Below are 19598 nucleotides of genomic sequence, written 5' to 3' on the forward strand. Positions count from 1 at the left end.
AAATTTTGACAAGGTAATTAAATGGATTTAGGTACGGTCATTGGTATTGTTTTGATTATGGCACTTCTTTTGGGTGCTATGGTTATGGGTGTTGGTATCGGTGCGTACATCGATATTCCATCAGTGCTTATCGTTATCGGTGGTAGTATTGGTGCCTTAATGGTTTCATTTAAACCTTCTCAGATGAAACAGTTTACAAAGATCTTTATGAAAGCTATCAAGCCGGGAGAAGAAGATACAGGTGAACTTATCAAAAAACTTGTTGAGTTTGCTACAAAAGCCAGAAAAGATGGGATTTTGGCATTAGAGAGTGAAGTAAACAATGAAGAAAATGAGTTCTTAAAAAAAGGACTCTCTATGGCGATTGACGGGAATGAGCCAGATACCATCCGTGAGCTTTTAGAGATAGAGATGGAACAAACAAGTACTCGTCACAAGGTAAACGGTTCTATCTTTAGTCAGTGGGCAGGACTTGCGGGTGCGATGGGTATGATCGGTACACTTATCGGTCTTGTTGCGATGCTTCTAAACATGGCAGATCCTTCTGCAATTGGTCCATCTATGGCGGTTGCCTTACTTACGACGATGTATGGTGCAATGATCGGTAATATCTTTGGAGCACCGATTGCAAATATCCTGGCAATTCGTAATGATGAAGAGACGATGGTAAAAGAGATGATACTTGAGGGTATCATGTCGATTCAATCCGGGGATGCACCTCGTGTTCTTGAAGCAAAACTGCTTGCATATCTTGCACCGGCTGATCGTGTAAGCCAGTTTGATTAAAGTGAAGATTGATGGGTAAAAAAAAGTGTCCTGAATGTGAAGAGTGTCTCCCTGCCTGGCTAGCTGCCTTTGGGGATTTGATGTCTCTTCTTCTTTGTTTCTTCGTACTTTTGCTCTCGATGAGTAGTATGGATGCTAAAAAAGTCTCTGAAGCCATTGGTTCTCTCTCCGGAGCTATGAGTGTTTTGGAAGGTGGAACAAAAACAGAGATATCGAAGCAACGTATTCAGGAGTCTACTCCAATTGAATCTCAAGATGAGACAAGTGATGCAGTAAACAGAATTCAGCAGGCAGCTGCAGATGCCAATGAAATGATGGAAAAATCACAAGGTCCTGAGGTTACAGTAGAAGAGGCTGAGAATGGTTTTGTTATCAAACTGCCTGCAGCACTGCTTTTTAAATCAGGATCTGCTACGATTGAAAATCAAGATGCACTGCTTTTCTTAAAAAGAGTAGCATTTATTGTCGGTGAGTTGCCAAATGATATGCAGGTGAGCGTACAAGGACATACTGATGATGGTAATCCTGGCCCGTCTTCTCCTTTTAAGGACAACTGGGAACTCTCAAGCGCACGTGCCATCTCTGTTTTGCATGAGTTGGTTTTAGATGGGGTTGATCCTGCTCGAATGTCAGCAGCAGGCTTTGCACAGTATCATCCTATTGCAACAAATGCAACACCTACAGGACGAGAAAAAAATCGTCGTGTTGAGCTTCATTTCTTTGGTAAGAAAAGCGAAGAGAAAAATAAAGAGACAACATCTGTTTTAGATAAGGTGAACAAGTAAAAAATGATGAGAATCATTCTAGCTCTTTTTGCATTGAATATGGCTGTTTTTGGTGCTGATGCTGTAACTATTCCAACGGTAAACCTAAGTCTCTCAGCTCCAGATACACCACAACAGCTCGTCTCATCATTGAATGTTTTAGTTATTCTTACGCTTTTGGTTCTGGCACCGTCTATGGTGCTTGTGATGACAACATTCACCCGTTTTGTGATTGTCTTTGGTTTTTTACGCCAAGCTCTTGGAACGCAGCAAGTCCCACCGACACAGCTTTTGGTCATGCTTGCTATGATCCTTACATTTTTTGTAATGGAACCCATAGGGACAAGAGCATATGAGCAGGGAATCAAGCCCTATGTTGCACAAGAGATAGGTTATGAAGAGGCATTTACAAAAACAGCCCTTCCTTTTAAAAACTTTATGATTCGAAATACACGAGAGAAAGATTTGGCACTCTTTTTACGCATACGTAAAATGGAAAATCCAAAAAGTGTCGCTGATGTACCTCTCTCAATTGTTATTCCTGCTTTTATCATCAGTGAAATGAAGACAGCTTTTGAGATAGGTTTTTTACTCTTTTTACCATTTTTGGTCATTGATATGGTTGTTGCTTCGATTTTGATGTCAATGGGTATGATGATGCTACCTCCTGTAATGATATCACTGCCTTTTAAAATACTTGTTTTTGTACTGATTGACGGATGGAATCTTCTTATTGGCAATTTGATTGCTTCAATAAAATAGTGTGAGGAAATAGCTTTTGGATTGTAAATATTTTGGTGAGTGTGGTGCATGTCGTGTTTATGAAGATGGATATGAGGGACAGCTTTCGCAGAAGTTAGCGCTCAATAAGAGTAGATTTCAGCCATATTACACACAAGAGATAAAAGTTTTCGAGTCACCACAAGAGCACTACAGAGCACGCAGTGAATTTAAAATCTGGCATGTTGAAGATGATATCTTCTATGCGATGAATCATCAAGAGCACAAAGGTGTTGTATTGGTTGATGCATGCCCACAGGTAAATGAGCATATTGCTGCTTTGATGCCAAAACTCTTGTGTGAGATAAAAGAAAAAGAGCTTGGTTTTAAACTCTTTGGAGCTGATTTTCTAAGCTCAAGCTCTGGTGAGATAGTAGTTTCACTCATCTATCATCGAAAACTTGACAGTGTGTGGGAAGAAAAAGCAAAAGAGATTGCTCAAAAACTCGGTATCTACCTCATAGGGCGCTCACGCAAACAAAAAGTAGTAATCGGACAGGATTATATCACTGAATCTTTGATGATAAAAAACAAAGAGTACAAGTTTAACTACATAGAGAACAGTTTTACGCAACCAAATCCACGTGTGAACGAGCAGATGATTTTCTGGGCTATGGATGCATTTCTTGGAAGTAGGGGAGATTTACTGGAACTCTATTGTGGCGCAGGAAATTTTACGATTCCTTTTGCCACACTTTTTAATAAAGTCCTTGCAACTGAAATATCAAAATCCTCTATAAATGCTGCAAAGAGTAATATGCTTTTAAATGGTGTTGATAATATAGAGTTTGTACGAATGAGTGTTGAAGAGTTTGTAGAAGCACTTGATAGTGTACGAGAGTTTCGCAGAATGAAAGATATTGACATTAAAAGTTACGATATCAATGCTATATTTGTTGACCCTCCTCGCAGTGGTATGGATGAATACTCTTGTAAATTCAGTGCAAGATATGATACTATAGTCTATATCTCCTGTAACCCTGAAACACTCTATCGGGATCTGGAAATTTTAACAAAAACACATGAAGTGATAGATATGGCACTCTTTGACCAGTTTCCATATACACATCATGTAGAGATGGGCGTAAAGCTTCTTAAAAAAGGCAGATGATGATACGGCTCTTTTTACTTACATTTTTTCTCTTTTTTTCTTGTAACCTTTTTGCTACAGAGGAGATACAGCGGATTGATGCCATCGTTGATGATATTGAAAAACTGCGTCACAGTTATGAAAAACAGCTTTTTGATCTAAAAGAGAAAAACATTGTTTTAGAGCATGAAAACAGTGTCTACAAGAAAAAAATCACACATTTGAAAAATCAAATAAAAGAGCTGAACAAACAGTTAAAGAGACAAAAAAAGAGTCCGAAAACAAAAGTTATTGTCAAAGAGAAAATAAAAAAGATAGTCATCAGACAGCCTTTGTGTGAAGATGAGAACAAATTTCCAACACTAAAACTCAAAAAAAGTACTCAAGCTATAGTAAAAAAGAGTAAAAAAGTAGAGATAATACATTTTAAGGCATCTGCATTCCGTCTGCGTGAGGATGCAAATATTTATGCCGGTATACGTAGTTTGAAAACCATTGGCAAATGGGAAAAAGGAACTTCTTTTACTTCTAATGTGAGAACTCAAACACGTGTTAAAATCACCGGCTATTTTGTCAACAAAGTTTGGAAAAAAGCAGATAAAGAGATGTGGGTGGAACGTTCACGTATTCAAAAAAGATAACAGTTAAAGTTCTGATATAATACGGCCATGAAAAAAATATTGATAATCAGTGATGGTGCAATCGGTGAGCATTTTATTCAAAGGGTAAGTGAGACATATACGAGTGAAAACATCTATTATGTCGTTCAGCTAAAAGAAAAAGAGTTCCCTACAGCCAATCCTGCACGTTTTAAATTTTATGAATTTGATCCAACAAGTTTTTATAAACTGTCAAATTTGCTTAAGATGGAGTTTATCCAGGTTATTATTGCCATGGATAGTCAGGCGGACGTTGAAAACACCATCAAAAATATCAGAGTTATCAAAAAACAGCTTCGTATCATTGTCCTTAATCAGTGGAATATGGAGAATGAAGATGCCAATGTCGTTTTAGTCAATGCAAATGAGATCTTGGCTTCCAGAATGCTTGATTATCTTCCAAATGTTCCTGTAATTGCCCAAAATGTTGGACTTGGTGAAGGCGAGATTATGGAAGTTCTCGTTCCTTTTGGAAGTTCTTTTGTCTATCGTCACATTGGTGTGATTGAGCAAAAGAACTGGCGAATCGTTGCAATTTACAGAAATCGTCAACTGTTGATGCCTTCACGAAGACGGATGATCCAGCCAAATGACTTGCTGCTCTTAGTGGGACAGCCTGCAGTTCTTAAATCTGTATACCGTGCCATTAAGCGTGAACTTGGACAATTTCCTGAGCCATTTGGAACAAATATTTTGCTCTACATAGATATGGACATAGTTTCTCACGCAAAGATAAAAGAACTGGTACGTCGTGCTGTTTATGTACATACAAAGTTCAAACATGATCTTGTCATTAAGGTTGTCAATCCTTCAAATATAGAGATACTGCAGTATATCAAAGAGTATAGAGACCTGGATATTGTTATTGATATTAATTATGACAGCTTAAATCTCAAAGAGACATTTTTCAATGATGTCAAATCCTACCATGTCGGTCTGGTTATCGTACCTACGGAGATGTTTAGGGATTACTATGTCAGACGTGCACTGTATGAAGTACATGTTCCTGTACTCAAGCTTGCAGACAGAAGCTTCTCAAACGTAAAAGATGCGGCACTTGTGCTCTCTGATAACAGAGATTTGGAGAAGATTTCTGCAACTATCTTTGATATCTCTGAGCAGATGAACTTTAACCTTGAACTCTATAATTATCTTCAGGAGCATCAAGAGGAAAAAGAGCAGGTAATCGAGCACTATTACAACCTCTCTACAATCTTTTCAAAGTCAATTAAAGTGATAAAAGAGAATGAAAATCCTATTCGTGCTTTGAAGCATAAAGATAATTTTATTCAGATTCTTCCTTTTACTTCTAAATTGACAACACGACGCACTTATGCACTCTTCTCTACTGATTCAGAGAAACTGTACTTCAAGCTTGATAATTATCATCAAATTTTCATACCTGTACAGCTCTAATTTAGTAACTTTTTAGCATAATTTAAGTATTATCTATCATATTATATTTTTGGACAGATAATGCAAGTAAACATTCCCCTTAAACAAGTTGTTGATAACTCTTATGATATTACTATTGATACAATTCCAGAGCTCACATATGATACAAAGGTAGCTATTGTTACAAACCCTAAAGTAGCAGGTTTGCATTTAGGCTATTTGCTCTCAAAAATCAGAGCCAAAGAGCTTTATATCATTACTGTACCGGATGGAGAGGGCTACAAAAATCAGGTATCCATTGATTTGATTTTAGAATCTCTTTTCAATCATCGTTTTAACAGAAAATCTCTTTTGATCGCTTTTGGCGGTGGTGTAATCGGGGATATGACAGGATATGCTTCAAGTATCTACCAGCGTGGTATTGATTTTGTACAGATTCCAACGACACTGCTTTCACAAGTTGATGCAAGTGTCGGTGGGAAAACAGGAATTAATAACAGTTATGGTAAAAATCTCATTGGTGCTTTTCATCAGCCACGTGCGGTCTATATTGACCCGCATTTTTTAACAACACTGCCAAAACGTGAGTTTGGTGCAGGTGTTGCAGAGGTTGTCAAGATGGCAGTAACATTTAACAAAACCTTTTTTGAATATTTGGAAAATGCTGACTTGAACGATAAAACTGCACTGCAAGAAGCGATTAAACAGGCTGTAGAGACAAAAGCGGATGTTGTTGCAAAAGATGAAAAAGAGCATGGTCTACGAGCTGCACTTAACTATGGTCATACATTTGGACATGTTATTGAAAATGAAACAGGTTATACAAAGTATCTTCATGGAGAAGCTGTTGCCATTGGAATGGTTATGGCAAATGCACTTTCTGTGAAACTGGGTCTTATGCGTGAAGAAGAAGCGCAAAGAGTAAAAGCTTTGTTGGAAAAATACAATCTGCCTACGAATTATATGATAGAAAATGTAGAGAGTTTTTATGATGCATTTTTCTTAGATAAAAAAAGTTCAGATGCAACAATCACTTTTATCTTACCTGTTGGTCTTGGCGGTGTTAAAATTACAGATGAAGTGGACAAAGCAGTTGTCCTTTCTGTCTTAAAAGCGTTTGGAAAATAATGATGCTGTTTTTTCAAAGAGTACTTTTTACAGTTTTTATACTTTTTTTACCATTAAAGACTTTTGCTCTTGATGCAAACAATGCCCTAGTCCAGACAGCGGCAGAAAAATCAGATGCATATGATGCAACACAGCAAAAAATGCTTGTTTCAGAGCAGATAAGCAGATACCTTAAAGAACTGAATGAACTTGACAATCAGATATCTGATGAGAATGTTTGGATTAAAAGTTACGCATCCTATCTGACATCGCTAGAGGTGAAAAATAAGCTTGATGCTATCAAAAAGAGAATTAAGTGGCTCTCAAAGCATGCGAAAACCTCAAGTGATATGGATGAGCTTGCAGGGCTTATCTCTAAAGAGAATATTTTAACATCACAGATAAACAAACTCAAAGGTGACAGCAGTGCACCATTTTCCAAGCTCATTACGCCGCCTAAGATAGAAGATGTTCCCAAAATATCCAATCCGTTTGAGATATTTACAGGCCTCTCTCTTATAAAGACGATAGATGCAAATTATGATGACTATAAAAAAAGGAAAGAGAACCTAAGCGCTTTAATTGTTTTACTGCGTAAGGAGCTTGATCTTTATAAAAAACTTTACAAGTTAAATCCAGAGAAGTATCAAGATGTCTTGGAAAGAAAGCAGACAGAGCTAGAGCGATTTGAAAGAGCTTTAGATACAATGAGCGTAACACTCAATGTGTATCAAAAGCGCTTAGAGATTGCAAAAATAAGCATTAACAAAGGGATACAAAAACAGGTTTACAGACTTATAAAGATTGGTATCGCTGTTTTATTTGTCTTTTTCATCTTTTTTCTTCTTAAACTTATTGTTAAAAAGTACATTACTGATAATGAACGCTTCTATATGGCAAATAAGATTATTACCTTTACAAATTTCACTATAATTCTTCTGATACTCTTTTTCAACTACATAGAAAATGTCAGTTATTTAGTCACTATTTTAGGATTTGCATCTGCAGGTATCGCTATTGCCATGAAAGACTGGTTTATGTCCATTCTTGGCTGGTTGGTGATTGTTTTTGGCGGCAGTGTTCACGTAGGGGACAGGATCCGTGTAGATATGGACGGGATGAAATATGTGGGAGATGTACTTGATATCTCACTGCTTCGTATTACGATTTTAGAAGATATCACACTCACATCTATTATGCAAAATCGTCGTGCAGGACGTATCATCTTTGTGCCGAACAATTACATTTTTACACGCATGATTGCAAACTATACGCACCACTCTTTAAAAACAGTATGGGATGGTGTAAAGATTACGGTGACATTTGATTCGAACCATAAAAAAGCGATGCATCTTGTCAAAGAGATTACAAAAAAGTACTCTAAAGGATATACTGACATTACAAGAAAACAGCTCAATAAGTTGCGTCAGCACTACAGTTTGAAAAATACAAATGTTGAACCAAGAATCTACTCTTTCATTGAACCATATGGAATTGATATTGAAGCCTGGTATCTGACAAATGCCTATGGAACACTGACACTCAGAAGTGTAATATCAACAGAGATTATTGATGCTTTTAAAGCAGAAGATGATATCACTATTGCATACCCTACACAAAAACTCAATATCGATATGCAAAGTGAAGCACCTGTGGCACATAATAACGAGTTAGTATAATGTCAAAAAAAGTATATTTTAAAACCTTTGGGTGTCGTACAAATCTTTATGACTCACAAGTAATGATGAGCTCGCTTCAAGAGTATGAGATAACAGAGAATGAAGATGAAGCAGATGTTGTGGTTATTAACTCTTGTACAGTTACCAACGGTGCAGATACTCATGTACGTTCTTATATCTCACAACTTGAGAAAAAAGGAGATAATAAGAAGCTTTTTTTAACAGGTTGTGGAGCACATACAAAAGGTGAATCACTACTGCGTGAGGGACGAGTACATGGTGTCTTTGGGCAGAGTGAAAAAGAGAAAATCGACACATTACTGAAAAAAGAGCAGCCTTTTTATGAAAAGGGTGACTTGAACCATATAGATGAGATGGTTGTTGATGAGTTCGTCGGTAAAAGCCGTGCTTTTATAAAGATTCAAGAGGGATGTAATTTTCGTTGTTCTTACTGTATCATTCCATTTGTTCGTGGTGATGCACGAAGTATGGATGAAGGACGCATTTTAGAGCAGGTTTCCCGCTTGGCACTCAATGGTTTTGGTGAGTTTATCTTAACAGGAACAAATGTCGGCTCATATGGTCAAGATACAAAAACATCTTTGGCACAGTTGATGAAAAAGATGTCACTTATTCGTGGAGTACGTCGTATTCGCTTAGGGAGTGTTGAACCGATTCAAATTACGGATGAATTTAAAGAGATTTTAGATGAGTCATGGATGGAGAAGCATATGCATATTGCCCTGCAGCATACATCTCCCAAAATGCTTAAACTGATGAATAGACGAAATGTTTACAGACAAGACAGAGAACTGTTTGAGTTTTTAGCTGATAAAGGCTATGCGATAGGAACAGATTTTATTACCGGCTTTCCAGGAGAGAGTGAAGCGTTATGGCAAGAGGCAATGGAGAATGCAAAAGCATTGCCACTTACACATCTGCATGCTTTTACCTATTCAAAGCGTGATGGTACACCTGCTGCGACTATGAAACCAGAAGTAAATGGCAAAGTTGCAAAAGAGAGACTGCATGAGATAGAAGCTTTGGTAAATGAGAAAAATTATGCATTTAGAAAAGCTTTTAATGGGGAGTTGGATGTTCTCATTGAGTCCTATAAAAGCGGGCTGTATCATGGTCTTGACCAACATTTTAATAAAATAGTGGTAAAATCAGATGAAGACCTTCTTGGAAATTGGGTGAAAATTTCAGATTATGAAGTGATGAAGGAACATAATTATGCCAACATCTAAAACAAACCGTATTGCATTAATCGTTTCTGCTTTTATTATTATTGCCCTCATTCTTTTTGCAATACTGCGTGACAATGCTGATGCTATTACGCTGAGTCAGGCAAACGCTTTATTACAAAATAAGCAGGTAACAAAAGTAATAGTAACAAAAGAGTATGTCTATCTGAAGACAAAAAACGGTTATTATAAGATTGCTTCTTCACAGGTTACTCCTCGAATGTTTGTTGATTATAAAGTTGAAGTTGGTAGTGAATCAAACATTCTTATCTATATTCTTTTCTTGGTTCTTTTCTTAGGAATTGGCTCTTTGCTTTTTAAATTTTTACAAAGCAAAGGTATCTTTTCTACACTTCAATTTACAACAAAACAAAATGAAGGTACGGGTAGCAGCTCTTTAGAGATAAATGCTCCTATAGAAGCGATAAAAAGTGATGTAAGTTTTGATGATATTGGCGGTATCAGTGATGTCAAAATTGAGCTTGAAGAGATTATTGACTTTATGAAAAATCCAAAACGTTATAAGAACTTTGGTGCACGTCTTCCTCGAGGTGTTTTACTCGTAGGACCTCCCGGAGTTGGGAAAACTATGATAGCCAAAGCAGTTGCAAATGCTGCAGATGTGCCGTTTTACTACCAAAGTGGGGCTTCTTTTGTACAGATCTATGTAGGTATGGGTGCAAAACGTGTTCATGAGCTTTTTGCAGCAGCAAAGAAAAATGCACCATCAATTATCTTTATAGACGAGATTGACGCTGTCGGTAAAAAACGTGACGGACAGAGAAATGATGAACGTGAGGCAACACTCAATCAGCTCCTTACGGAGATGGATGGTTTTGAAGGATCTAGCAGTGTTATTATAATTGCTGCAACAAACAAGATAGATGTACTTGATCCGGCACTGCTTCGTGCAGGACGATTTGATAGACGTGTATTTGTTGAACTACCGACAAAACGAGAGCGTGAATCAATTCTGATGAAATATCTTTCTAAAGTACCGCATGAGCTTGATGTCAAAGTGGTTGCAAATATGACAGTCGGATTTAATGGAGCAGCCTTAGCTGCACTTGTGAATGAAGCGGCACTTTTGGCTCTTCGCCAAAATGATTTTCATATAACTTTGGATCATTTTTATCAGGTAAAAGATAAAGTGATGTTTGGTAAGAAAAAACTGCAGATGCTGAGTGACAAACAAAAAGCCTATCGTATTACTTATCAGGCAGGAAAAGTCATAATAGCAACATATTATGACCTGCCATTTGAGAAGTTGATGCTCTCTAATGAGAAGCTTACACCTGCAACAGATGAGCCTTTCATCAAGCAGGAGTTAGAGGCTCGTGTGAAAATGCTTATCGCCGGTAGTGTGGCTTGTGATATGAAATTTGATGAGCATGCAAGCAGTGCAAAAAATGACCTTGATGAGGCCAAATATATTACGCATAAGATGTGTCAAGAGTATGGAATGGGCTCATCGATCATTCCAGAAGCCAATGAGGAAGAGTTTATGTTAAAACGTCTCTATGAAGAGACAACACTGCTTTTGGAATCACTGGGTGAAGTGATGCAAAATGTTGAACGTGTCTTACAAGACAGAGAGAGCATTACAAAAGAAGAGGTAAAAAAGTATATCAATGAAATTTTTTAGTGGTTTTTCTCTAAAGAATGATGTGCACTTTTTTGCACCTTTTATCAAAGAGAGTGATTATACGGTTTGTGGTTTTTCTTATGGTGCTATAAAGGCATTTGAGAGTCTGAAAAAAGCACTTTTAGAAGGAAAAAGGGTAGATACGCTACAGCTTTTTTCACCGGCATTTTTTCAAAGTAAAGATGAAAAATTTAAACGATTGCAGTTGATGGCATACAGAAAAAATGAAGAGGCCTATTTGCGCCAGTTTATCAACGCCTGTTTTTTACCTTATGAACGTAGAAAAGTAGAGCAGAGTATAACTGTTTTAGAAGAGCTTGAAGAACTTCTGTATTATGAATGGAAAAAAGAGGAGTTGCTACAGCTGCGTGAGGCAGGTGTAGTTATAGAGGTCTATCTTGGTGCTAAGGACCACATTGTGGATGCTGATGCAGCAAAAGAGTTTTTTCAAGAGGTGGCAACCGTAACATATATAAAAGACGGGAATCATTTTTTATTAACTGAATAAAAAAATATAAAAACTATTGTAATGAAATAAAAAACTAATAAGGAAAGAATAATGGCAGAAATAAAAATAGGTGTAATAACAGCAAGTGATAGAGCAAGTAAAGGAATCTATGAAGATATCAGTGGAGTAGCGATTCAGAATACGATGAAAGATTATCTTAAAAGTGAGTTTGAGATAGTGTACAGATGTATTCCGGATGAGCAGGATGTGCTTGAAGATACGATGAAAGAGCTTTGTGATGAGGCAGGATGTTGTTTGGTGGTAACGACTGGTGGTACAGGTCCTGCACTTCGTGATGTGACACCAGAAGCTACTGAGAATGTATGCGACAAAATGATGCCCGGTTTTGGAGAGCTGATGCGTCAGGTGAGTCTGCAGTATGTTCCAACAGCAATTCTCTCACGCCAAACAGCTGGGATTCGTGGAAACTCTTTGATTATCAATCTTCCTGGAAAACCAAAATCAATCCGTGAGTGTCTGGATGCTGTTTTTCCTGCTGTGCCGTATTGTATCGATTTGATAGAGGGACCATATATTGAGACGAATGAAGATGTTATAAAGGCATTCCGTCCAAAGGCAAAATAGAGTCTATTTTTGAGTAATCTCTTCTTTTGCTCTTTGAAAAAGTAGTTTATAGGTAGAGCGGTTAAATAGATATTTTTTGGCATGAAAGAGTGTGTCAAACATAATTTTCCAAAGAGTTGTAAAATTCTCTTCATCTCTTACATCGCAAAGTTTCTCTAGCATCTCTTGCTCGATATTTGCAAGTATCGTCGCATGCTTTATGTACTCTTGCAGTATAGAGTAGGGTATTCCAACTTCTAAAAAGTGCTCTACCAGTGTTACGATAGTTGCATCTTTTTTTGTAAAGTCATCTTGATTGACTGGCAGTACAATTTCATCTTCTATCAGCTTTTGCAGTAGATCTTTATCAATCGCAAAGTGTTCAATGAACTCTTGTTTTGTGTAGTGTTCAAGTCCTGAGTCATCACTGAGTGTTTTCATAAGTGGTGCAAGCATTGTATAAGAGCCTGCAAAGGAGCTGTTCTTTTTCCTGAGAGCCTCTTTTATCTCCTCGATGGAGCTTCCCATTCTCTCTTGCATATATTTAATGTATCTTATCAGTTCTATATGTTCGTCACTGTATTTATGAACATTGAGCTTAATCTTTTTAGCTTCGGGCAATAAACCCTCTTTGATATAGTAGAGTATTGTTGATTTTGGTACATTTGTTTTTGCTACAACTTCTGAGATCTTATACTCCATAGAGAGCCTTCATTTAATTTGATTTTAATAATTATAGCATATAATACAAAACGTAAAGCATCACTTTACACTTTTTATATTAAGGAGTTTTTATGCCAAAACAGATACCGTGGTGGGCTGGTGGTATTGCTATGAGTCTACTTTTTTATTTTTCTTTTTCAATCTGGGGAGCAGATAGATCGATAGGAGCATCTACCGGTATGGCATATATATCGACGATGCTTTTTGGACTGGATAGTAGTCATTATGAATATACAAAAGAGATAGAAAGTTCAGGTGCCTGGGAAGCATTGATGCTGCTTGGTGTGTTTTTTGGAGGACTTTTTACTTCTCTCTTTATTACCAAAAGTTTTCATATCAGTTTGATTCCAACACTTTGGAAGGAGAGAAAAAATAAATCTGTACCATCACGTATGTTCTGGAGCTTTATTGGTGGGTTTTTACTTGTTTTTGGAGCAAGGCTTGCAGGTGGATGTAATGCAGGACATGTCCTCTCTGGAGGCTCGCAGATGGCAATAAGTGGATTTATATTTACAATTTTGGCACTTGGAACAGGTATGTTGGTAGGAAGAGTCTTTTATAAGAAGAAAAAGGCATGTGATGTTTGATATTATAGCAAAAGAGGAACATGGCTCGATTTTAACTATACTTGTGATAGGATTCTTTTTTGGTGCAATAATTCTCTACAGCAGGCTAGACAAGTTTGAAAAGATGGCAGGATTCTTACTTTTTGAAGATACATTAGCCATCCGTATGGCAATGACAACAGTAGGGCTCTCAAGTATCGGTTTCTATTTTTTGGTAGCCAATGGTTATGCAAGCTTTGATGTCAAGCCGACACTTCTTGGAGGTTTAATTATTGGTGCAGTGCTCTTTGGAACAGGACTTGTTATACTTGGAAAATGCCCTGCAGCATTTTTTGTCTCTGTTTCAGAAGGAAGAATCGATGCACTTGTTGGTGTCATTGGTGGTATGGTTGGCGGTGCTGTTTTTACCTATTTTTATCCTTATATTCAAAAGATAATGGAGCCAAATTTTGGTAAAATAAGACTTCCTGATTTTTTTACAGAATATGGGATGGTGATTACAGTGGTTTTTGGAGTTCTTTTACTTGTAGGTGCGTATCTGTTACCTTCTCTAGAGTATAAAGACCCTGCAGATTTTAAAAATAGTAAGGATTAAAAATGGCATATATAGATTTACCGGAATTTGAAGAGATGAGTCCAGAGATTCAAGAGAGAGCTCGTCCTATTTTAGAGAAAACAGGTTCGCTAGGAGAGATATTTAAACTTTTGGCACTTGATAAAAAAGTCTATTTTGCAACAGATGCAATGGTACAAACCTATCTTTTAGAAAAGACATATCTCTCATATGATATTAAAGAAGCGATTGCTTTGCTTATTTCTAAAGAGAATAGCTGTGTGATGTGTGTTGATGTTCATAAAAATATAGCAAAGATGCTAGGGTTGAGTGAGGCTAAAATCGAAGAGATTCTTCGTGGTATTGACAATATGCAGGTAGATGATAAAGAAAAGGCACTTTTAAACTTTTGTGTAAGAGCATCAAAAAAAGATAATTATAAGATGATGCAAGAAGATATCGATGCTATTAAAGCATTTGGATGGAGTGATAAGGAGATACTCGAAGCTGTAGCGATTGTGGGTTACTTCAATTATATCAATACACTTTCCAATGTTTTTGGACTTGGAAAGTAGTTTTGAGAGATTACACAAAAAGTACACATAAAAGAGTTACTATAATAAAACCAAAAGAGGAATTGTCGTGCTAAAGTATTTTTTATCAATCTATTTATTAGTTACTTCTCTTTATGCAGGAGACCAAGGATTTGTGTTGGATAATAAACAGCACTTACAGTGGCAGGACAATGTTGAAGCAGAAGAAAAGATATGGAAATTGGCAGTAGGATACTGTAAACAATTAGACTTAGGTGGGCACAACGATTGGCGTTTAGCTACACAAAAAGAACTTTTTACACTTTCACAATCAGATAAATTAAAAGAGAAGTTTCAATTTTTGGGAGCACATGTGTACTGGAGTAGTGAGAGTGATAAAAATGAAGAGTTAAATGCCATTACTGTTTTTACAGGCAATGGATTTACATCTTCAAGTGATAAATGCGATAAAAACTTTATTATTTGTGTGAGAGAGTATAAGAAATAATCTTATATTGCAATACGAATACCTACAGGGCAGTGGTCTGATCCTTCGATGTAGTCTAAAATGAAAGCATCTTCCAAAGACTCTTCCAAATCTTCAGAGATAAAAAAGTAGTCAATTCTCCAGCCTACATTTTTCACTCTAGCATTTGCACGATAGCTCCACCATGAGTATCTGTCAACTTCATCTCCGTTTACATAACGAAATGTATCTATATAGCCATGATCAAGCAGTTTGTCTATCCATGCTCGCTCTATCGGTAAAAAACCGGATGTTTTGGCGTTTGCTTTAGGGTTTTTTAAGTCAATCTCACGGTGAGCCGTATTAACATCTCCACAGATGATGATACTTTTTCCATCCTCACGCAGCGCTTCACAATGTGCTAAAAAATCATCATAAAACTTCATTTTATGAGCCAGTCTTTCTTCATCTCTTTGTCCATTTGGAAAGTAGACATTAAATAAAACGATATCATCATAATGTGTTTCAATAATACGCCCTTCATGGGTTGTGTCTATCTCTGGACAAGTCGAATGATAATCACTTTGTAGCATACTAAAAGTCGCTGTACCACTGTAACCTTTTCTTTGAGCAGGATTGATAAGAACTTCTGTAAATTCTTTTTCAAAAAGATTATCTGGAATCTGTTCTTTTTGGGCTTTTATCTCTTGAAGGCATAAGATGTCGGTATCACGTTTATCTACCCATTGAAGAGCTTCTTTGTTAGCAACGGCACGAATTCCATTAACATTCCATGAAATTATCTCGATTGTATCTGACATTTGTAAAGTCCTGAAGTTTTTATATAGAAGAGGATTATTCCATCTTTGAAAGATGGAATAAAAAAGAGGTATTAAACGAAATCAACTTTCGCTAAGTGATGGTTAAGTCCAAGCTCAGCCGGAGTACAGCCAAGTGCAAGCCCTACCATTTGCTGCATATGAAGTACAGGAAGCTCAACTTCACGACCGATTGCTTCACTTGCATGTGCAGTTTGCGTATCAAGTTTAAGGTGACAGAGTGGACATGGTGTTACCATCCAGTCTGCGTTTCCATCCATCGCACCCGCAATCGCATTACCAGTAAGAACTGCAGCAGTATGAGGAGCTTGAAGCTCAACATGGAAACCACAACATTTGTTCTTCTCTTCATAGTCAACATTTTGACCACCACACGCAATGATTAGATCATCGAGTGAAGTAGGGCGGTATGCTGACTCTGGAGTTTTGTGTGTCTCATTTTGTAACTCTGAGGGACGAATATTGTGACATCCATAAAAAGGAGCGATATTGAACTGGCTCAGTGGTGTTACAACCATCTCTTTGATTTTATCAAGACCGATATCATCAATGATAGCATATAAGAAGTGAGTGATATCAGAAGTACCTTTGTACTCCAATCCAACTTCTGCAAGTTTTTCATTTACTCTTGCTTTGAGTTCTGGGTTTTCATCCAGACGATGTTTTGTCATTGCAGTGTTAAGTTGACAAGTATTACAGATAGTTACCATTGTAAGCCCGTGTTTCTCAGCATAAGCAATGTTTCTTGCATTTAAAACAAGTGATAAAAAGTCATCATAATCCTGTAAGTGAGAAGCGCCACAACAAGAAGCTTCTGTTAACTCTACAAGTTCGATTCCCAGTTTTTCAGCCACAGCCATTGTTGACATCATCTGCTCTGGAGTACTCTGTTTTGCTGTACATCCTGTAAAAAGTGCGTATCTTAATTTTTCCATTCTTTAACTCCTAGAACTTTGCTGTAGATGAAGATTTGACAAGTTTTTTAATCTCATCCATATTATCTGATGTTGGAATATTCCATGGCATTGCAATTTTGCCTTTTTTAAGCATTTTGAGTGCAACTGGAACATGTTTTACAATAGCTGGACCTTCAGAGTAGAGTACTAAGCCACCTTCATCAAGGACACCACGTTTTTCAATCGATTTTTTGAATCCGACTGCGTGACGTACTGCAACATTATTTTCTGCGATTCCTTTTTGGAATGCCATTTGATGCAGTTTTGTGATCTTAGAAATAGGATTGATCTCTTTAGGACAAACTTCAGCACATTCAAAACATTTTACACAATCCCAAACACCCTGTTTCTCTGCATTTACATCCGCAAGTCTTGAATCAGCATTATCACGGACATCTGATTCAAATCTGTATGCTGCTGCAAAAGCCGCTGGTCCCATGAAATCTTCATTTATCTCAACTACAGGACAAGCATAATGACAAGCACCACACTGGATACATAAGTCTGCTTCATCAAGTGCTTCTGCATCTTCAGGTGAAACAAGATTCTCCATCTCTGGTTCCTCATCAATATCTGCGACAAGATAAGGTGTTACAGCTTCGTGTTTCTCCCAGAAGTCACCTTTGTCAATGATCATATCTTTTACAGCACGTTTGATACTGAGTGGTTCGATGACAAGCTCATTTCCAAAGAGTGCAACCATGTCGTTCATGCTCTCTTTACATGCAAGTGTACTTCTGCCATTTACTTTGATAGCACAAGCACCACAGATACCGTGACGGCAAGATCTTCTGTATGAAAAACTTCCATCATGGTCCCATTTGATTCTGTTTAATATATCAAGTACAACTTCTTCAGAAGTCACTTCCATATCGTAGTTTTCATAATATGGTAAATAATCTTCATCAGCATTAAAACGGAATACTTTGAAGTTTACTTTTTGTGTAGTTATTTTATGTTCTGTACTCATAAGTTATCCTTAGTAATTTCTTGCTTTAAGTTCATGTTTGCCAAGAACAACATCCATGTAGTCAAGTTTGATATTGCCATCTTCATCCATATACGCCATAGTATGTTTTAAGAAGTTTTCATCATCACGCTCTTGAAAATCCTCTCTGTAGTGTGCACCACGGCTCTCTTCTCTCGCAATAGCACTCTCAACAATAAAAAGAGAGTAGTCAAGCATGTGACCAAACTCAATAGCCTCTTGAAGTTCTGTATTGAATACTTTTGATTTGTCTTTGATACGAATGTTTTTAAAACGCTCACGCAGCTCTTTTACTTTATCTACTGCGATTTGAAGCGTCTCTTTTGTTCTAAAAGCACCAGCATTGTCTGTCATACACTGTTGGAGTTCATCACGAAGTGCTGGAACACTTTCATTCCCATTGTTGTTTAAAATAGATGCCACTTCATCAAGTGCACGTTGAGCATCTTCTTGGGAAGCTGGACGCAGTTTAATGTTGTCGATGTCATTCACCATTGTCTTACCAACAAAACGACCAAAAAGAAGCGCTTCAAGAACTGAGTTTGCTCCAAGACGATTTGCACCGTGAACAGATACACAAGAACACTCACCCGCAGCATAAAAACCTTCAACGAACTCTTCATTATTAAGACGTGCATGTCCGTCAATATCAACCGGAATACCACCCATTGAGTAGTGTGCAGTAGCAGAGATAAGGATAGGTTCTTTAATCATGTCAAGACCAAGGAAAGTCATAGCAAGCTCACGAAGCTCAGGAAGTCTTTCCATAATTAAATCTTTTCCTAAATGTGTAACATCAAGATAAACCGCATCTTTTCTTGGTCCTACACCACGTCCTTCACGAATCTCATTAAGAATTGCACGTGCAACAACATCACGAGAAGCCAGCTCTAGTGCATTTGGAGCATATTTTTCCATAAAACGCTCGCCTTTAGAGTTGAAAAGTCTTCCACCCTCACCACGAGCTGCTTCAGAGATTAAAACACCGTTACCTGAGAGTCCAGATGGGTGAAACTGCACAAACTCCATATCTTCTAATGGAAGACCGTGACGCGCTACAATAGAGAGACCGTCTCCTGTATTTGCGTGAGCATTTGAGTTGATTTTATACGCACGAGCATAACCACCTGTTGCAAACATGACAGATTTTGCATTGAAAATCGCCATTTGCATATCACGAATGTTAAATGCTACAACACCAGAAACTTTTCCATCTTTATAGATGATATCTGCAGCATACCACTCATCCCAGAATTTTACACCAACGCGGTCTGCTTGCTCATAAACAGTCTGAAGCAGTGTTAATCCTGTTCTGTCTTTTGCATAACATGCACGAGGAGAAGATTGACCACCGAATGGACGTTGTGCGATTTTTCCATTTTCCTGTCTACTAAAAGCAGCACCCATTTTTTCAGCCCAGCGAATTGTTTCAGGAGCTTTTTGGCACATAAATTCAACAGCATCCTGGTCTGCTAGGTAATCAGAACCTTTTACTGTGTCAAATTCATGAAGCTCAACACTGTCTTCATCACTAAATGCTGCATTGATACCACCTTGTGCTGCACCTGAGTGACTTCTAAGTGGATGTAACTTTGTAATAACAGCGACTTTTTTTCCTGCGTTTTGCAACTCTCTAGCTGCTGCACATCCTGCAAGACCTGCACCAACAATAATTGCGTCGTAAGTATAAATAGGAATACTCATTAACTTTCCTTCAATAAAGAACTAAAATAATGCTGATTATATCGCA

Annotated in this window: 21 protein-coding genes; 16 read left to right on the forward strand and 5 right to left on the reverse strand. The window is 37.5% G+C overall.

The features are described from left to right. Nucleotides 1–21: 21 nt before the first annotated feature. The 12 genes from MNY27_RS04040 to mog are packed head-to-tail and all read left to right on the forward strand — an operon-like array spanning nt 22 to nt 12245. Nucleotides 22–786, forward strand: a complete 765-nt coding sequence (locus MNY27_RS04040) for a MotA/TolQ/ExbB proton channel family protein (protein ID WP_152182990.1) — start codon at nt 22–24, stop codon at nt 784–786. Nucleotides 787–797: 11 nt separating this feature from the next. Continuing rightward, nucleotides 798–1571 carry a flagellar motor protein MotB gene (locus tag MNY27_RS04045; protein ID WP_152182989.1) on the forward strand — a complete coding sequence of 258 codons (774 nt, stop codon included), beginning with the start codon at nt 798–800 and terminating at the stop codon, nt 1569–1571. Between the two features lie 3 nt (nt 1572–1574). Beyond that, nucleotides 1575–2312: a flagellar type III secretion system pore protein FliP gene (gene fliP, locus MNY27_RS04050; protein WP_152182988.1), complete on the forward strand. Its 738-nt coding sequence runs from the start codon at nt 1575–1577 to the stop codon at nt 2310–2312. 16 nt (nt 2313–2328) lie between these two features. Beyond that, on the forward strand, nt 2329–3441 hold the full coding sequence (gene trmA / locus MNY27_RS04055) for a tRNA (uridine(54)-C5)-methyltransferase TrmA (protein WP_346391905.1): 1113 nt from the start codon (nt 2329–2331) through the stop codon (nt 3439–3441). Next, the gene (locus MNY27_RS04060; RefSeq protein WP_152182986.1) at nt 3438–4061 is read left to right on the forward strand and encodes a hypothetical protein; all 624 of its coding nucleotides are present in this window, start codon (nt 3438–3440) and stop codon (nt 4059–4061) included. The genes trmA and MNY27_RS04060 overlap by 4 nt, the downstream gene beginning before the upstream one ends. 27 nt (nt 4062–4088) lie before the next feature. After that, complete coding sequence (locus MNY27_RS04065) at nt 4089–5495, forward strand: TrkA C-terminal domain-containing protein (protein ID WP_152182985.1); 1407 nt, start codon at nt 4089–4091, stop codon at nt 5493–5495. Between the two features lie 60 nt (nt 5496–5555). Beyond that, nucleotides 5556–6602: a 3-dehydroquinate synthase gene (gene aroB / locus MNY27_RS04070; RefSeq protein WP_152182984.1), complete on the forward strand. Its 1047-nt coding sequence runs from the start codon at nt 5556–5558 to the stop codon at nt 6600–6602. Further along, nucleotides 6602–8260, forward strand: coding sequence for a mechanosensitive ion channel domain-containing protein (locus MNY27_RS04075; protein ID WP_246153785.1), 1659 nt, complete (start codon nt 6602–6604; stop codon nt 8258–8260). Before aroB ends, MNY27_RS04075 begins: the two co-directional genes overlap by 1 nt. Next, nucleotides 8260–9510 carry a tRNA (N(6)-L-threonylcarbamoyladenosine(37)-C(2))-methylthiotransferase MtaB gene (gene mtaB, locus MNY27_RS04080; protein WP_152182983.1) on the forward strand — a complete coding sequence of 417 codons (1251 nt, stop codon included), beginning with the start codon at nt 8260–8262 and terminating at the stop codon, nt 9508–9510. Before MNY27_RS04075 ends, mtaB begins: the two co-directional genes overlap by 1 nt. After that, nucleotides 9497–11152 carry an AAA family ATPase gene (locus tag MNY27_RS04085; protein WP_346391906.1) on the forward strand — a complete coding sequence of 552 codons (1656 nt, stop codon included), beginning with the start codon at nt 9497–9499 and terminating at the stop codon, nt 11150–11152. The genes mtaB and MNY27_RS04085 overlap by 14 nt, the downstream gene beginning before the upstream one ends. After that, nucleotides 11139–11660 (forward strand): pimelyl-ACP methyl ester esterase BioV, encoded by a 522-nt coding sequence (bioV, locus tag MNY27_RS04090; protein WP_152182981.1) that lies wholly within the window; start codon nt 11139–11141, stop codon nt 11658–11660. Before MNY27_RS04085 ends, bioV begins: the two co-directional genes overlap by 14 nt. A gap of 51 nt (nt 11661–11711) precedes the next feature. Next, nucleotides 11712–12245, forward strand: a complete 534-nt coding sequence (gene mog / locus MNY27_RS04095; RefSeq protein WP_152182980.1) for a molybdopterin adenylyltransferase — start codon at nt 11712–11714, stop codon at nt 12243–12245. A 3-nt stretch (nt 12246–12248) separates the two neighbouring features. On the opposite strand, the gene MNY27_RS04100 is transcribed toward mog, so the two are convergent. After that, entirely contained in the window at nt 12249–12926 is a 678-nt protein-coding gene (locus MNY27_RS04100; protein WP_152182979.1) for a MerR family transcriptional regulator, read from the reverse strand. 92 nt (nt 12927–13018) lie between these two features. On the opposite strand from MNY27_RS04100, the gene MNY27_RS04105 reads away from it, so the two are divergent. From MNY27_RS04105 to MNY27_RS04120, 4 genes are all read left to right on the forward strand, one after another. Beyond that, on the forward strand, nt 13019–13534 hold the full coding sequence (locus tag MNY27_RS04105; RefSeq protein ID WP_152182978.1) for a YeeE/YedE thiosulfate transporter family protein: 516 nt from the start codon (nt 13019–13021) through the stop codon (nt 13532–13534). Beyond that, nucleotides 13527–14108, forward strand: a complete 582-nt coding sequence (locus MNY27_RS04110; RefSeq protein ID WP_152182977.1) for a YeeE/YedE thiosulfate transporter family protein — start codon at nt 13527–13529, stop codon at nt 14106–14108. Before MNY27_RS04105 ends, MNY27_RS04110 begins: the two co-directional genes overlap by 8 nt. A 2-nt stretch (nt 14109–14110) precedes the next feature. Beyond that, on the forward strand, nt 14111–14641 hold the full coding sequence (locus MNY27_RS04115) for a peroxidase-related enzyme (RefSeq protein ID WP_152182976.1): 531 nt from the start codon (nt 14111–14113) through the stop codon (nt 14639–14641). 136 nt (nt 14642–14777) lie between these two features. Further along, entirely contained in the window at nt 14778–15107 is a 330-nt protein-coding gene (locus tag MNY27_RS04120; RefSeq protein WP_188109406.1) for a DUF1566 domain-containing protein, read from the forward strand. A gap of 2 nt (nt 15108–15109) precedes the next feature. Here the strand turns inward: MNY27_RS04120 and MNY27_RS04125 are convergent, their stop codons facing one another. The 4 genes from MNY27_RS04125 to sdhA form a co-directional block, all read right to left on the reverse strand. Beyond that, complete coding sequence (locus tag MNY27_RS04125; RefSeq protein ID WP_152182974.1) at nt 15110–15886, reverse strand: exodeoxyribonuclease III; 777 nt, start codon at nt 15884–15886, stop codon at nt 15110–15112. 71 nt (nt 15887–15957) lie between these two features. Further along, on the reverse strand, nt 15958–16839 hold the full coding sequence (locus MNY27_RS04130) for a CoB--CoM heterodisulfide reductase iron-sulfur subunit B family protein (protein ID WP_152182973.1): 882 nt from the start codon (nt 16837–16839) through the stop codon (nt 15958–15960). 10 nt (nt 16840–16849) lie between these two features. Then, entirely contained in the window at nt 16850–17830 is a 981-nt protein-coding gene (gene sdhB, locus MNY27_RS04135; RefSeq protein WP_152182972.1) for a succinate dehydrogenase iron-sulfur subunit, read from the reverse strand. Nucleotides 17831–17839: 9 nt separating this feature from the next. Beyond that, entirely contained in the window at nt 17840–19552 is a 1713-nt protein-coding gene (gene sdhA / locus MNY27_RS04140; RefSeq protein WP_346391907.1) for a succinate dehydrogenase flavoprotein subunit, read from the reverse strand. Between the last annotated feature and the right edge of the window lie 46 nt (nt 19553–19598).

Origin of the sequence: Sulfurimonas sp. NWX79 (assembly GCF_039667035.1) — a bacterium.
Taxonomy (GTDB): Bacteria; Campylobacterota; Campylobacteria; order Campylobacterales; family Sulfurimonadaceae; genus Sulfurimonas; species Sulfurimonas indica.